Source organism: Nocardia rhizosphaerae (assembly GCF_042650365.1).
In the GTDB taxonomy this organism is placed as follows: domain Bacteria; phylum Actinomycetota; class Actinomycetes; order Mycobacteriales; family Mycobacteriaceae; genus Nocardia; species Nocardia rhizosphaerae.
The window spans coordinates 1,199,610-1,215,697 of sequence record NZ_JBHSBA010000003.1 but is presented as its reverse complement, the minus strand read 5'-3'; the positions used below and the strand labels follow the sequence as shown (position 1 = coordinate 1,215,697).

6 protein-coding genes are annotated in these 16,088 nt (G+C 69.8%); 2 read left to right on the top strand and 4 right to left on the bottom strand.

The features are described 5' to 3' along the window. Window positions 1-19: 19 nt before the first annotated feature. The gene (locus ACFOW8_RS07155) at window positions 20-1,918 is read right to left on the bottom strand and encodes an ABC transporter ATP-binding protein/permease (RefSeq protein ID WP_378547220.1); all 1,899 of its coding nucleotides are present in this window, start codon (window positions 1,916-1,918) and stop codon (window positions 20-22) included. Window positions 1,919-2,119: 201 nt separating this feature from the next. Here ACFOW8_RS07155 and ACFOW8_RS07150 point away from each other — a divergent pair, with 201 nt between their 5' ends. Next, entirely contained in the window at window positions 2,120-3,094 is a 975-nt protein-coding gene (locus ACFOW8_RS07150) for an ABC transporter substrate-binding protein (protein ID WP_378547217.1), read from the top strand. A gap of 39 nt (window positions 3,095-3,133) precedes the next feature. Beyond that, window positions 3,134-4,483: a SagB family peptide dehydrogenase gene (locus ACFOW8_RS07145; protein ID WP_378547214.1), complete on the top strand. Its 1,350-nt coding sequence runs from the start codon at window positions 3,134-3,136 to the stop codon at window positions 4,481-4,483. Window positions 4,484-4,597: 114 nt separating this feature from the next. Here ACFOW8_RS07145 and ACFOW8_RS07140 read toward each other — a convergent pair whose 3' ends face one another. The 3 genes from ACFOW8_RS07140 to ACFOW8_RS07130 all read right to left on the bottom strand — a co-directional run bounded on the left by ACFOW8_RS07140 (window position 4,598) and on the right by ACFOW8_RS07130 (window position 16,080). Then, window positions 4,598-5,809 (bottom strand): esterase/lipase family protein, encoded by a 1,212-nt coding sequence (locus ACFOW8_RS07140; RefSeq protein WP_378547211.1) that lies wholly within the window; start codon window positions 5,807-5,809, stop codon window positions 4,598-4,600. A gap of 301 nt (window positions 5,810-6,110) precedes the next feature. Then, entirely contained in the window at window positions 6,111-10,727 is a 4,617-nt protein-coding gene (locus ACFOW8_RS07135; RefSeq protein ID WP_378547208.1) for an amino acid adenylation domain-containing protein, read from the bottom strand. Window positions 10,728-10,764: 37 nt separating this feature from the next. Continuing rightward, a complete protein-coding gene (locus ACFOW8_RS07130) occupies window positions 10,765-16,080 on the bottom strand; it encodes an amino acid adenylation domain-containing protein (RefSeq protein WP_378547205.1) in 5,316 nt (1,771 codons plus the stop codon). Window positions 16,081-16,088 lie beyond the last annotated feature (8 nt).

Sequence of the window (16,088 nt, the reverse complement as noted above, 5' to 3'; positions counted from 1 at the left end):
CGTGACGGCACCCGATCGATCAGGCGGGCACCGGGGACAGCTCCCAGGCACCGCTGCCTTCCAGAACCAACAGGCGGTTGTGATGCCGGTCCACCGTGCTGCGGTGGGCGACACTGAACAGGATCGTGTCCGGTACCTCGGAGCGGATCAGCGAGTACAGGCTGTGCTCCAGACCTTCGTCGACCGAGGACGTCGCCTCGTCCAGGAACACCACCTTCGGACGGATCAGCAGAATGCGCGCGAACGCGAGCCGCTGCTGCTCACCGGGCGAGAGGATCTTGGCCCAGTCGGCGTCTTCGTCGAGCCGATCCACCAGATGGCCCAGGTGCACCTTGCCGAGCACTTCGCGCAGCGTGACGTCGTCGATGCGCGGCCGCTCGACCGAATGGTCCAGTGCTACCGGCGAATCGTCGTCCGCGTTCGCGGGCAGCGCCGGATAGCACACGGCGGTGCGCAGGTCGCCGAGCGGGATGTAGGGAACCTGGGACAGGAACAGGGTTTCGGTCCCGGCCGGCCTGCCGAACTCGCCGTCGGCATACGGCCACATCTCGGCGAGCGCGCGCAGCAAGGTGGTCTTGCCCGTCCCGGAGGCACCCTTGACCACGAGCGCGTCGCCCGGGGTGAGCCGCAGCGTGAGACCGTCGATGAGCGGTTCGCCGGTGGGCCGGTTGACGTCGATCTTGTCCAGCGAGACGGCGTCGTCGAGGTCTGCGACGGTGAGCTTGTCGAGCTTGCGGGACTCGACGTCGGCCTTGACGAGCCCGTCGAGTCGGATGATCGAGGCGCGGTAGCCGGCGAACTCGTCGTAGGACTCGCGGAAGAACGACAGCGAATCGTGGACTTCGCCGAACGCGCGTGCGGTCTGGTCCAGATCGCCGAGCGTCACCTTGCCCTCGAAGAACCTCGGCGCCTGCAGCAGGTACGGGAAGATGACCGCCGACTGGTTCACCGACAGGTTCCAGCTGTCGAACTTCAGCTTCCGGAACACGATCGCCCACGCGGTCTTGATGACCGAGGCGAATCGGCTCAGCAGGCCGATGCGCTCCACGCGCTCGCCCCGGTAGAAGGCCACGTTCTCAGCACCGTCACGGACCCGGACCATCGCATAGCGGAAGTTGGCCTTGACCCGCTCGTACAGGAAGTTGAGCTTGATCAGCGGATGGCCGATCCAGAACGCGACCAGCGTGGTGATCAGGACGTACACCAGCACCAGCACCAGCATCGCGCGCGGGATCTCGACCCCGGCCACCGTCATCGGGCCCGAGAGTTCCCACAGCACCTGGGTGAACGAGACCACCGACAGGACCGCGTGCACAGCACCCATCGACAGCGACTGAGATTGCGCGGTGAAGGTGGGGATGTCCTGCTCGATACGCTGATCGGGGTTGTCGATCGACTCGTCGATGAAGCGGCTGCGGTAGTAGGAGCGATCCTTCAGCCAGTCGGTGGAGACCCGCTCGGTGAGCCAGACCCGCCAGCGGATGTCGAACCATTGACCCGCGAAGTAGTCGGTCAACGCCCGCACGACGTGGATGATCGCGAGGATCGCGAACAGCAGCATCGAGGCCCAGAACGCGGTCTCGGCCTCGTCGAGCGCCGCGGTGTCGCCCTGGGCGAGCGCGCCCGCGCCCTGCTGCAACGACGTGAACATGTCGTTGCCCCAATAGGTGAACAGCACCGACAGCCGCACCTGGAGCACGGTCAGCAGGATCAGGAAGAGCAGGAACAGCTGCGTACGCCAGGCCGCACGGCTGCGGAAGAAGCCGCCGCTGATCCGCCAGAACTGCCGTCCCCACTGGGTGAAGCGCAGCAACAGCCCGACGACGACAATGAATGTGACGACCGTGATCGGGAAGGCGATCGCGGTCCATTTCAGTGTCTCGAAGAGCTCATTGCCCCAGTCTCTTGAAGTTTCCACCGAGTCCGATCCCCTGCCGACGTGCCGAAATTCGGCGAAGTCTAACCCGGCGTGGCGCAGTTCGCCGCGCATGCGCTCGTCGACGGTCGCGGCGCTCGATTGCCCACTCCGAAACGACGTAGGTTAGCCTTGGCTGACCTATGCTGGATTCGGCCCGTATCGGCCGGTCGGGACCCTTCTCGACGATGGAGGAACGCAACGATGACTGTTCGGACAACGCGCGCCTGGCGGCGTGTGGCGGTGGCCGCGTTGACGGGTGCGCTCGCCTTCGGGATCGCGGCCTGCGGGTCGACCGACGACGTCGCGGGCTCGGGCGAACCGGTGACGATCACCCACGCCCGCGGTGAGACCACCGTCAACGGCACGCCCGCCAAGATCGTCGCGCTCGGCAACCAGTGGCTCGACACCTCGCTGGCGCTCGGCGTTGTCCCCGTCGGCTACATCGACAATGTCGCCGCGGTCTCCAAGAGCACCCCGCCGTGGACGCCGGACAGCCTCTCCTCGGCCACCGCGCTCAACACCACCGGCAGCATCTCCGAGCAGGTCGCCGCGCTGGAGCCGGACCTGATCCTGGCCGATCCGTTCATCGCCGATCAGAAGACCTATGACGATCTGTCCAAGATCGCACCGACCCTGCCCGCGCTCACCGCCGACGCGGTCACCCCGTGGCAGGACCAGGTGACCGCGCTCGGCAAGGTGCTGGACAAGGAGTCCGAGGCGAGCGCGGTGATCGCGAGCGTCGACGACAAGATCGCCGCGATCACCGCCGCCAATCCCGGTCTGCAGGGCAAGACCTTCGCCAGCACCTGGCTGGCCAGTCCAGCGCAGCTGATGGTGCTGACCGATCCCAATGACGGTTCGGCCAAGGTGTTCACCCAGCTCGGCATGTCGATTCCGGCGAATCTGACCGCGCTGCCCGCCACCCAGGGCCGCCTGGCGCTGTCGCCGGAGCGGCTCGACGAACTCACCGCCGACCTGCTGCTGGCCGGCTACTCCCCCGGCCTGGACGAGAAGTACCGCCAGCTGCCCGGCTACAACGATCTGCCGTCGGTGCAGAAGGGTTCGGTGGTGTTCCTGACGACCCAGGAGATCAGCGCGGTCAACCAGCCGTCCGCGCTCTCGGTGCCCTACATCCTCGACAAACTGGAGCCTGCCTTCGCCGCGGCGGCGAAATAGACTCGGCTCCAACCACGTTCGACCCGCAAGGAACCCGCTGTGCAAGCCTGCGCATACCCGTCCCAGACCCGATTCGCCCTCCGGGCCGGGGTGACCTGCCTGACGACGCCCGCCGGGGCGGTGCTGCTGAATCCGCCGCACAATGTGAAGCTCACCGGGCTCGGCGCCGGAGCCCTGCAGGCGTTGAAGACGCTCAATCAGGGTCCGGCGACGGCGGCGGAGATGGCGACCGCGGCGGCCGGTGACGACATCACCGGCCTGATGCGCAAGCTCACCGACGACGGCTGGCTGGCGGTGACGGTGCGCGACGGCGGCCGCGACCTCTACAGCATCCGCCCGTTCGCCGAGCCTGCGCCGCGTCCGGCGGTGCCGCTGCCGAGCTGGTCGGCGACGCTGTCGAAGTTCGCGGTGCTGCACCGCGATTCCCAGGGTTTCGTGCTCGAGCACCCGCGCGCCTGGTGTGATCTGCGGATCCACGATCCGCGCCTGCTCGCCCTGCTCGACGGCCCGATGGCGGCCGACTCGCCGGTGCCGGCCACGGTGAAGTCGCAGTTCATGGCCGATCTGCAGTGGTGCGGTTTCCTCGTCGATGGCGACGAGGAGGAACACGAGTTCAGCACCCGGTCCTGGAACGCGCCCGACCTGTGGTTCCACCGCCGCAGCACCCTCGGCGCGCGCACCGTGACCTGGGACGATTTCGGCCCGACCCGCTGGGCCGACGGCCGGTTCCCCGAACCGCCCGCCCGCCGTGCGCCGTTCGCGGCCGACCCGATCGCCCTCGTCCGTCCCGACCTGACCGCGCTGCGTGCCGCCGACCCGACCCTCACCGCCACCATCGAGGACCGCGTGTCGACCCGCGCCTTCGACGACGCGGCTCCGGTCACCGTCGATCGGCTCGCCGAGCTGCTGTTCCGCACCGCCCGCACCCGCGACGACGGCTCCCGCCCCTACCCTTCCGGCGGCGGCGCCTACGAGCTCGAGGTGTACCCGTTGGTGCGCAATGTGGCAGGCCTTGACCACGGCCTGTACCACTACGATTCGACCGACCACGCCCTGCGGCTGGTCGCAACGGCCGATTCCCCCGCCGTGCGGAAGCTGATCAAACCCACCTCGGCGACCCTGGCCGGTGGCGCGGAACCCCAGGTGGTGCTGCTGGTTTCGGCCCGCGCGGGCCGCGTGATGTGGAGCTACGAGCAGGTCGCCTACGCCAATATCCTCAAACACGTCGGCGTCTTCATGCAGACCGTCTACCTCGCCGCCACCGCCATGGGACTCGGCGTCGTCGCCCAGGGCTTCAGCGACACCTCCGCCTTCGCCACCGCCACCGGCATCGACGAGCTGGAAGAGTGCAACGTGGGCAGCATCATCATCGGGTCCCGCCCAGCCTGATCGACCTGGGCAACAGCCGCAGGTCGGGGACGCGGGTGAGGGGTAGCCGACCGACTACCCCTCACCCGCTCGTTCCGGCGGGTACTCCGAGGTGCACCGCCGTCCGCTATCGGCTTACAGCGAACCACCCCCGCCGATCACCCACGGGTTGAAGGTGCAGGTGAGGTTGGGGTTCTGGACGGGGTCGAGGGCGTTGAGGATGATCGAGAGCGACCGCGGGGAGTACATCATCGTCAGGTGGTCGGAGAGGTCCTGCTCGCAGCCGTTCTGCAGGGTGACGTTGTTGACGGTGGCGCCGGGGCCCGCGTCGAGGAAGGTCAGCTCGTAGGGGTTGGTGACCTCGTCGTATCTGGTCCCGATGATGGTGTAGTCGACACCGGGGACGGTGTCACCGTTGGCGTTGAGAGTCTTGACGAAATCGGAGCCGACGGTCTGCTGGATACCGGCATGGCCGACGAAGATCTCGACCAGGCCGAGCACGTCGACACCGAGGTTGTTGATCGCGCGGCCGAGCGCACCGATGCCGTCGAGGCTGGTGCCGTGGTGGGTCGCACCGAGGGTGATGAGGTTCTTCACCTTGTCCGCGCCACCCTCGAACTTGGTGTACCAGTTGGCCATCGAACCACCCTGCGAGTGGGCGACGATGTCGACCTCCTCGGCACCGGTCGCCGCGAGCACGCGGTCGACGAAGGCAGCGGTCTGCTTGGCCGAGTCCTGGATGTAGCCGGTGCCCATCACGCCGGGCAGGAACGAACCGAGCCCGCCGCCCTCGATGATGTTGGACCGGCCGTAGTTGAACGCGAAGGTGCAGAAACCCGCGTCCTTGATCGGCTGACCGAAGTACGCGTAGCCGTTGTAGGCGTTCATCCAGGTGCCGTGCAGCAGCACCACCGGGCGCGGATGCTCGGCGGTCGGCTTGCAGTTCCAGTCGTTGGCTCCCGGAGGGGCCGCGTCGCCGTTGAGCAGGCCGTAGCCGAACGCGGCGAGGAACGAGGTGGACGCGGGGCCGTTGGCGCCGGTGTCGGAGGAATAGCCACCGGAGGAACCCGAGCTGGACCCGGAACCGCCGTAGCAGTCACCCGAGCCGTTGCCCGAGCCCGCGCCGCTGCCGGAGGTGCACGCCGAGCCGGTGCCACCGAGCCCGCCGTCGGTACCCCAGGCGACCGGATCGGCGACGCCGATGATCTCCGCGAGGCGCTGCTGCTCGGATGGCGCGGGCTGTGGCTCTGCCGCAGCCCCAGGCCCGGTGAGGGCGACAGCGAGAGCGCTGACGCCCGTGATTATCGCCGCACACGTCGAGCGCGCGCGGCCACGGGATATGGTCATACAGTTTCTGCCTTTCGCATGCGGTCACGAATCGACCCGTGAGCCGCACCGACGATAAGTCGCAGAAATCCGCATCGAATTGGCTTGCTGCGCAGTCTTGTAGACCTCACCAAGGTCCTGGTCAGGCCCCATGGCGGGACACAGGAATATTGGCGTTCGCCGGCCGATCAACCGCGCCGGAAATTAGCACCGCAGTTATCGGCAATAGCCGCGCGGCGCATTTCGCTGTGGCGTTGCACAACAATTCGTCGGCAATTCTCCTTGCACCATTGTGTGCGTGGCGTCGGCGATGCCGGCGGGGTCAGCCGTCGACGGCGGTGGCGAGGACGGTGAGGGCCGCAGCCCACAGCTCGGCGAAGCGGTTCGCCGTGTCCGGGGTGAACAGGGCCGTGCTCCAGCGGAAGTTGGTGGTCAAGGCCGGGCCTTCGGGGGTGGTGCCGATACCGGCGATGACATCGACCGCGTAGCGGAGCGGCAGATCAGGCTCCGGGTCGAGTGGCAGGGCGGTGTCGTGTTCACCGACCAGTAGCGACCAGGGCTTGTGCTCGGCGCCGGCGAGGTCGACGCGGCCGAGGTAGTTGAATTCGACCTGGGGCTCGGCGGCGGCGCGCAACTCGGGCACCCGATCGACGTACCGGAGCAATCCGTAGTCGAGACCCTGGTTGGGGATCTCGCGCAGGTGTGCGGTCACACTGTCGAGCAGGGCGCGCGCCGCGGCCGGATCAGCCTGCGCCGCAGCCACATCCACCGCCTCGGCGCCGACGCCGAGGCGGACCGGGAACACACTGGTGAACCAGCCGAGGGTGTTGGCGGTGTCGGTGCCGAGTTCGGCATCGGCGCGGCCATGCCCCTCCAGTGCGATCAAGGCGCCCGCGGCCGGGTCGTTTCCGTTCCCGGCGTGCATCGACGCCATGGTCATGGTGAGGGCGGTGAGCAGCAGCTCACGCACGCCCTCGTCCCTGCCGAGCCGGGCGAACAGCCGTTCGGTGAGCGCGACCGGTGTCGCCACGGTGCGCACCCGCAGGCTCGACCAGGTGTCGGTGGTGGGCGCGGGGTGTCGCGCGCCGAGGGCGGCATCGGGCGCGCCGACCTGGGCTGCCCAGTAGTCACGCTGGGCGAGGACCTCGGGTGTGCTCGCGCGCTGCCACAACGCCTGGGACCACTGCCGATAGGAGGTGAACTCGGGCAGCATCTTCGGGGTGACGCCGGACCGGAGCTGCTGCCAGGCGGCGGCGAGGCCGTCGATCATGATGTGCCAGGAGACGACGTCGACGGCGAGATGGTGGATCGACAGCAGCAGGATGCCGCTCGTGTGCTCGGCAAAGGCGCGATCACCTCCGGCTGGTCCGGCACCGGCGGCCGTCTCGTCCACCGTCTGCTCGGCCCCGGCGAACCAGACCGCCCGGACCATCGCCCCGACCCGAGGATCGATACCGTCGTTGGCGGTCCGCGCGAATTCGGTGATGGCCGCGTCGAGTTCGGTGCCGGTGAGACCACTCGGCGCGGCGAGCAGGACATCGGCGGCGGCGACCGCGCCGGGCGCGCGGGTGACCAGGCGTGGTCCATCGGGTGTGTCGGCGAGCACGGCGCGCAGGGTGTCGTGCGCATCGAGCAGGGCCTGGAGCGTGGATTCCAGCCCGGCCCTATCGATGTCGGCGGGCAGGCGGAGCAGGGCGCTCTGGGTGAAACGCCGATAGTTGCCGTACTCGTACATCCAGGACACGACCGGCAGCGGCGGAACCGGGCCGTAGTCGTCCCCGGATTTCGTCGCGGCGACCGGTGTTTCGTCGACGGCGGCGGCGAGTTCGCGAATAGTGGGGCAGGCGAGCACCATTCGTGGATTCATCGCGAGTCCGCGCCTGCGGGCCTTGTTCACCAGCGAGATCGCCACGATGCTGTCGACGCCGAGCTCGTAGAAGTCGGCGTCGACACCGGGTGCGTCGCCGTCGAACAGTTCGGCGAAGATCTCGCTGAGCGCGATCTCGGTCGGGGTCACCGCCACGGCATTGCCGTCGGCGGCGGCGAGGGCGCGCTCGGCCATTTCGTGCAGGGCGTGGCTGTCGAGCTTGCCGTTGACATTCACCGGCAGCTGCTCGAGGACGACGATCCTCGCCGGGATCATGTACGCGGGCAGGCGCTGGGCCAGGTCGGCGCGGACCCGGCTCACCACCACGGCGCGATCGGGTTTGCCGACCACGAAGCCGACGAGCGAGGCGCCACCGGCCCTGCGCACCACCGTCACGGCCGCGGTGTCGATCTCGGCGCAGCGACGCAGCGCGGTCTCGATCTCACCGACCTCGATCCGGTAGCCGCGCACCTTGACCTGCGCGTCGGCCCGGCCGAGATAGCCGAACCGGCCGCCGGGCATCCTGCGCACCAGGTCACCGGTGCGATACATGCGCTGACCGGGGCGGTGCGGGTCAGCGACGAAGCGGTCGGCGGTGACGGCGGGCTTGCCGAGGTAGCCGCGGGTCACCTGCACACCGGACAGGTAGAGCTCGCCGACGACGCCGGGCGGGACCGGCCGCAACCGGGAATCGAGGACATAGCCGACCATGCCGTTGTTGGCGGTGCCGATGGTCGGGATCTCCGAGGTGGCGACCTGCGCGACCACCGCTTCGACGGTGGTCTCGGTGGGGCCGTAGCAGTTGTGCACCGCCGTGCCAGGCAGCGCGCGCAGCCGGGCCCACAGCGCGGTGTCGATGGCTTCGCCGCCGAGCGCGAGCACCGGCAGCTCACGGTCGAGCAGGCCCGCGACGGCCAGCTGGGCCAGCATGGACGGCGTGGTGTCGATCATGTCGATATCGAATTCGGCCATACCCGCGACGATCCGGTGCGCATCGCGCATCTCGTCACCGTCGAACAGGTGCAGAGCCTGTCCGGCGAGGAAACCGACCATCGGCTGCCAGGAGGCGTCGAAGCCGAGCGACCAGGCGTGCGCGATCCGCAGTGGACGGCCCAGTTTCGCCATGGCGGGGCGGTAGAAGCGCTCGATGTGGTCGGCGAAGTATCCGGCCAGCGCGGCATTGGTGCCGACGACGCCCTTCGGCTCGCCGGTCGAGCCGGAGGTGAAGATGATGTAGGCGCTGTGCTCGGGTTCGCGGCGCACCTCGGGCGCCTCGGCCGGTCGCGCGGCGATTCGGTCGACGACCGCGGGGTCGTCGACGGCGAGTACCCACGCACCGGGGCCGGTGCCGGCACCCGAAAGACCGTCGACCAACGCCCGGTCCCGGTCGTACACGACGGCAAGTACCGGATTCGCTTGACGCAGAATCGAACCGATGCGCTCGGCGGGCAGGGTGATATCCACCGGCACATAGGCGGCGCCCGCGGCGAAAGTCGCGAGGATCGCGATGATCGAGTCCGTGCTCCTCGGCAACATCAGGGCGACAACGGTTTCCGGGCCGACACCGTGCGCGGCGAATTCGGCTGCCAGCCGGCAGGCGCGCTCGTGCAGCGCGCGATAGGTGAACACCTCACCCGCCGTGGTGGTGAGCGCGATGGCATCCGGGGTGGCGGCCGCCTGGCGCTCGAACAGTTCCCACGGCGTTTCGGTCGGCGCGGGGGCGAGATCGGCGGCCGCCGTGTGGAGTTCGGTGTGCTCGTCGGGGGTGAGCAGGTCGATCGCGTCGAGGGTCGCGGCAGGGTCGAGGCCGGGCAGGGTGCGCAGGATTCGCACCAGCCGTTCGCCGAGGTCGGCGGGGTCGAGGTGGCCGAGCAGGGCCGGGATCGCCTCGACGAGCACGAGTAGCTCGCCCTCGCTCAGGTGCGAGACGACCGTGAGCGGGTAGTGCGCGAGACTTTCCATCTCGATCGGCCGGAACTGGGCGCCGTCGGGGGTGGTGACCGTCTGGATGGCGTCGTCGATAGGGGCGTTCTCGAAGACGAACAGGGTGTCGAACAGGGTACCGTGGCCCGCGTTGCGCTGCAGGGTCGACAGGCTCAGGTAGCCGATATCGCGCATGGCCGACGAATCACGTTGCAGCCGAAGACATTGCTCGGCAACCGGTTCCGCGGGATCGAGGCGGTGCACGACCGGGACGGTGTTGATGAACAGCCCGACCATGCCCTCCACGCCCGCCAGCTTCTCCGGGCGGCCGGAGATGGTGGTGCCGTAGACGACATCGCGGCGATCGGTGATCCGGCCGAGCAGCAGCGTCCAGGCGAACTGCACGGCGGTATTGAGGGTCATACCGTGCTCACGCGCCCAGCTCTTCAGCTCTTCGGTCTCGCTGGTGGACAGCCGCAGGCGGGTGGTCTCCGGCACCGTGGCACCGCCCGCGCTCGCACCGTCGGCCAGTACGAGCGGCGCGCTGACCTGAGCCAGGTAGTCGGCCCACCGGCGGGCGGCGGACTCGTGGTCCTGGGCGCCGAGCCAGCCGATGTAGTCGCGATAGGGCCGGGGGGACGGCAGGCCGTCGAGGCGCCCACCTGCCCGGTACACCGCGAGCAATTCGGTGAAGAACACCGCGACCGCCCAGCCGTCCATCAGGATGTGGTGGGCGGTGAGGATCATCCGCTTGCGCGGCACCCCGGCGTCGGTCACGTTCAGCAGCAGCACCCGCAGCGCGGGGCCACGGCTCAGCGCGAACGGCACGCGGCGCTCGGATTCGGCGATGGCGTCGAATTCCGTGGTGCGCGCGTCGCGTTCGGTCCACGGCAGCTCGGCGCGGGACGGGACGATCTGCACCGGCTTCGGCACGTCGGTGTCCCAGAAGGCGGCGCGCAGGTTCGGGTGGCGGTCGAGCATCGCCTGTGCGCTGCGGCGCAACAGGTCGACGTCGAGCGGGCCGTCGATTTCGACCACGAATTGCATCGTGTACAGGTCGATCTCGGTCCCGGCCAGCCGCGAGAGGGAGAACAGGCCCTCCTGCAGCGGGCTCAGCGCGAGCACGTCTTCGATCTGTGGCGTACTCATGACGCTGCGTTCCTCCCGGACTGCGTGGTGGTGCTGGTCATCCCTGGGCGTTCCAGGCGGCGGTCAGCGCCGACAGCGCATCCGCCTCCAAGCCTGACGCGCTCATCGGCGCGTGCGAGACCTGCTCGGGTTCCTCGGTTTTCGCCGGGCCCGCGGCCGCGGCGGCGTCGACCGCGGCGGCCAGTTCGGTGATGGTGGCGCACTCGAACACCAGCTGCGGACTCAACGGCAGGCCGAGCGCCTCGGCGCGGCTCGACCACTGGATGGAGATCACGCTGTCGCCGCCGAGGGCGAAGAAGTTGTCCGCCCCGGTCACCTCGTCGATCTCGAGCAGTTCCTCGATCAGGGTGATCAGGGTCCGCTCGGTGTCGGAGCCCGCAGCGCCCGCGCTCCCCACCGTGGCCACGGCGGCGGGTTCCGGTGCGGCGCGCAGCCGGTCGAGATCGGCCTGCGGGAGCACCCGCAGGTCGGCGACCGCCAGCTCCGGGGTCTCGGCGTACGCGCGCAGCGTGGCGGCGAGCGCATCGGCGATGAGCGCGGCGGTAGCGGGGTCGTAGAGGTCGGCGTTGACGACCACCCGTACGTCCATGCCACCGTCGGCGGTCACGTTCAGGCTCAGGTTCAGGTCGAGGAACGAGACATCGAAGTCGGCGGGCAGCACGGTGACGGTGCTGGCGCCCGAGCTCGCGAACGGCAGGGTGGTCGGCGCCCAGTCCGCGCCGCGGAAGTGGATCATGCTCTGGAACAACGGGTTCCGTGAACGGGAGCGGCGCGGGTTGAGCGCCTCGACCAGCCGTTCGATCGGCAGTTCCTGATGCGCGTCGGCGTCGAGCACCACATCGCGGGCCCGCAGCACGGTCTCGCGCAGGGTCGGCGCGTTCGACAGGTCGTTGCGCAGCACGACCATATTGGCGAACAGGCCGATCATGGCGGTGGTCGCCGGGTCGGTGCGGGCCGCCACCGGCGTGCCGAGCGTGATGTCGGTGCCGCCGCCGAGGGTGTGCAGCAGGGTGGCAACGGCTGCCTGGCACACCATGAACTCGGTGGCGCCGCTGCTCCTTGCCAGCGACTCCAGGCCCGTGCGCACGGTGGCGGGCAGGGTGAAGGTGACCACCTCGCCGCGCTTGCCGAGTACCGGCGGGCGTGGCCGGTCGTGTGCGACCCGGATCTCCTCGGGCACATCGGCCAGCGCCGCACGCCAGTATTCGATCTGCGCCTGCGCGAATTCGCTCGGGGCCGCGGCGTCGTAGAGCTCACGCTGCCACTGGGCGTAATCGGCGAACTGGATCGGCAACGGCGCCGAATCCGGCGCGGTCCCCCGCTCGGTGCGGGCCCGGTAGGCGGTGGTGAGGTCGTCGAGCAGCACGCCGAAGGAGGCGTGGTCGGCGACGATGTGGTGCACCAGCAACGACAGCACGTGGGTGTCGGGGCGCAGGACAAGCAGTTCGGCGCGGATCAGCGGTTCGGCGTCGAGGGTGAAGGCATAGTCCGCGATGGTCGCGAGCTCCGCGTCGAGCCGCTCCGGTGCGATCTCGCGGATCGGCAGCGGAACCTCGGTGGCGGGGTGGATCAGCTGGTAGGGCGCGCCGTCGTGCTCGGGGAAGGTGGTGCGCAGCGACTCGTGCCTGGCGACCACGTCGTCGAGCGCGGAGCGCAGTGCCGCGATATCGAGCGAGCCGTCGAAGCGCATGGCCAGCGGCAGATTGCCGACCGAGCCCGCGCCCTCCATGCGGTACTGGAACCACATGGCCAGCTGGGAGTACGACACCGGGATCCGCTCGCCGCGCGGCCTGGCGACCAGGGCGGGGCGAGCGGCCTTCGCCCCGGCGGCGGGCTGCTGGGTGTGATCGGGCTCTGTGGCCGCAGCGGGGCGAGCCGCCCCCTGCCCGCTCAGCGCACCGCTGTCGCCGTGTCCGGCTGCCGGTGAGCCGCGAAGGTCGCCTGCCGCCGAATCCTGCGCTGTCGCGGCCGGTTCCGCGGCGAGGTCGGCGTCGACCGCGTCGAGGTCCATGTCGAACTCGGCGAGGAAGCGGGCGACCAGCGTCGCGGCCAGCGCGGCTGGGGTCGGGCTGTCGAAGACGACGCGCACATCGAGCTCGATGCCGAATTCCGCCCGGATCTGGGCGACGAGGCGGGCGGCGAGCAGCGAATGGCCGCCGAGCTCGAAGAAGGAGTCCTCGGCGCCGACCTCGTCGAGCGAGAACAGCGCACCGAACAGCGCGCACATCTTGCGTTCGGTGGCGGTGGCGGGCGCGCGGTGCGCGCGCGCGACCGCGGGGGTCGCGGCGGGCAGCGCGCGCTTGTCGAGCTTGCCGTTGATCGTCAGCGGGATCTCCTCGATCACCGCGAACGCGCTCGGCACCATGTATTCCGGCAGGCCCGACGAGACGAACCCGTGCACCTGCTCGAGGTCGATGTGCTCCTCGGCGGGCACCACGTAGGCGGCGAGCACGGCACCGATGGCCGGGTCCTCGGTGACGACGACGACACAGTGCGCGACAGCGGGATGCGCGGCGATCGCGGCCTCGACCTCGCCGAGTTCGATGCGGAAACCGCGCACCTTCACCTGCTCGTCGGCCCGGCCGACGAACTCCAGCTCACCGAAGCTGTTGCGGCGCACCAGGTCACCGGAGCGGTAGAGGCGGGCTCCTGGCGCGGCACGACCGGCGGGCGCGGAGGCCGTAGCGGAGCGTGACCACCCAGCGCCCTCGGGAGTGCCGCCATCAGACACAGCGAAGGGGTCGGCGACGAAACGCTGCGCGCTCAATCCGGGGCGGTGCAGGTAGCCGCGGGCGAGCTGGTCACCACCGAGGTACAGCTCGCCGACGACGCCGTCGGGCACCAGTTGCAGCGCCTCGTCGAGCACATAGGTGTAGACGTTGCGGTTGGGCAGGCCGATCGGCACGATGCCGGTGCCCTGCGGACCGTCCACCGGCATGTGGGTCGAGCACACCACGGCCTCGGTCGGCCCGTAGTTGTTGCTCAGCGCGGCGTCGAGGGTGGCGGCGAAGCGATCGGCGACCTCGCCGGGCAGCGCCTCACCACCGACCGGCACCTGGCGCAGCGAGCGCCATTCGCTCACCTCGGGCAGCAGCAGGAAGGTGCTGAGCATCGACGGCACCATGTGCAGCACGGTCACCTGGCGGCGGCTGATCAGCTCGGCCACGTAGCGGATGTCACGGAAGGCGTTGGGCTTGGGCACGATCAGCTGGGCGCCGACCGTCAGGGTGATCGCGATATCGACGAGCGAGGCGTCGAAACTCACCGACGACGACTGCATCAGCCGGTCGGCGGCGGTCATGCTCCAGTCCGCGGTGAAGCAGGCGATGTGCTCGGCGATCGCCGCGTGCGGGACCGGAACACCCTTGGGCTTGCCGGTGGAGCCGGAAGTGTAGATGACGTAGGCGAGGTTCGCAGGCAGCAGCGGGCGCAGGCGGTCGGCATCGGTAGGCGCGGTCTCCGGCAGTGCGGCGGCCGCTGCCTCGGCCGCCGCCAATTCGGTTGCGCCGAGCAGCAATCGGGGTGCGGCGTCGGCGACCAGGTAGTCGATCCGGTCGGCGGGGTAGGCGGGGTCGATCGGCAGGTACGCACCGCCGGCCTTCAGCACGGCGAGTACCGCGACGATGAACTCCACCGAGGTTCCAAGGCGTAGCCCGACGAGGTCTTCGGTGCCGATACCATGCCCGATCAGCCAGTGCGCCAGTCGATTCGCGCGCGCGTGCAGGGCGGCGTAGCTGAGCTCGATGTCGTCGGAGGCCAGTGCGACTGCCTCGGGTGCCGCCGCCGCGGCGGCCTCGAGCAGGGCGACCAGGGTGGTCGCGGGCTGGTCGGACAGCGGGCCGTGCGAGCGTTCGAGCAGAGCGGCGCGGTCGGCGGCGCCGAGCATGTCCAGATCGGCGATGCGGCGGCGCGGCTCGCGCAGCGCGGCGCCGAGCAACTGACCGAAATGCGCGAGCAGCTGGTCGATCAGGCTCTCGGCCAGTACATCGGTCTGGTATTCGGCCTCGACCAGCGCGGTGCCGTCGTCGTCGAGGACGATCGCGAGTGCCAGCGGCACCTGGGTGCTGACGGCACCGAGCTCGAGCGGAGTGGAGCGCACCCCGTCGATGGCGAAACCGTCGGCGCTCTTGCGGACACTGAATCCGAGCCGGACCAGCTGGTCCAGCCCATCGCGCCCGGCGACGCGGTCCGGGTTGGCCTCGCGCACCACCCGGTCGATGCCGACACCGCGCCGGGCGAAACCGGCGGCGCAGGTCTCGCGCACGGCCGCGACCAGGCTCATGAAGTCCTCATGGTCGCCGAAACTCGCGCGCAGCAGCAGGGTGTTGCCGAAGTAGCCGATGAGCTGTTCGGTACCCGCCGGGCGATCGGTGACCGGAATGGACACGAGGAAGTCGTCGGCCGCGGTGTAGCGGTGCACGAGGGCGTCGAACGCGGCGAGCAGCACCATGAACGGGGTCGCGGCCTGCTCGCGGGCGAACTGCTCGGTGCGGGCGACCAGGTCGGCGGACAGCCGGTGGATACGGCGCGTGGCCTGGCGGCCGGGATCGGCCGCGGCCGATCCCGGCAGTTCCAGCGGCTCTGGCAGCGGGCGCATGGCCTCGCGCCAGTAGGCGATGTCGGCCTCGGCGGGCTCGGCGACCGGTGCGAGCGCGGCGAACTGGATCGTCGGCGCCGGATCACCGCCCGGCGCGCGGTAGGCGGCGTTGAGCTCGGCGAAGAACACCGCCCACGAGTCGTCGTCCCAGCAGATGTGGTGGATGGTGAACAGCACGACGTGCTCGTCGGCCGGGCCGTCACCGGCGGGCGAGCAGGACCGCGCGAGGCCGTCGGGCACATCGCCTGCGGACGCGGTGCGGATCAGGGTGGCCCGGAGGGGGAGCTCTGTGCCGAGGTCGAACGGGCGGCCGAAATCGCGCCGGGCCAGCACCTCCACCCGCAAGTCGCGGCCGGATTCGCCGAGATCGGTGAGGTCGTGGGTCGACCACTCGGCGCGCGCGTCGGCGGTGCACACCTGGAAGGGTTCGCCCTCGGCGTCGGCACCGTAGGTGGTGCGCAGGATGTCGTGGCGGGCGACGACGGTGTCGAAGGCGGCGTGCAGCCGCTCGGCGTCGAGGGGGCCGGTGAGGCGGTAGGCCACACAGATATTGAGGGCGGTGTCGTCGGCGTCGCGGGTCTGCAGGAACCACATGCGGCGCTGGCCCGGTGTCAGCGGGCGCCGCTCCCCCGTGGCGATCCGTGGCACGGCGACCGGTGCGGGCGCGGCCGCGGCCATGCCCGCCGCGCGTAGCTTCTGCTGGAGCAGCTGCTTGCGACGTTCCGCGACGGACAGGGTGGCTTCGGTGTCTGACATATTCTTTC

Coding starts and splice junctions, on each gene's coding strand:
- ACFOW8_RS07140 (WP_378547211.1), bottom strand. CDS start 5,809: ATGACCATATCCCGTGGCCGCGCGCGCTCGACGTGTGCGGCGATAATC.
- ACFOW8_RS07130 (WP_378547205.1), bottom strand. CDS start 16,080: ATGTCAGACACCGAAGCCACCCTGTCCGTCGCGGAACGTCGCAAGCAG.
- ACFOW8_RS07150 (WP_378547217.1), top strand. CDS start 2,120: ATGACTGTTCGGACAACGCGCGCCTGGCGGCGTGTGGCGGTGGCCGCG.
- ACFOW8_RS07135 (WP_378547208.1), bottom strand. CDS start 10,727: ATGAGTACGCCACAGATCGAAGACGTGCTCGCGCTGAGCCCGCTGCAG.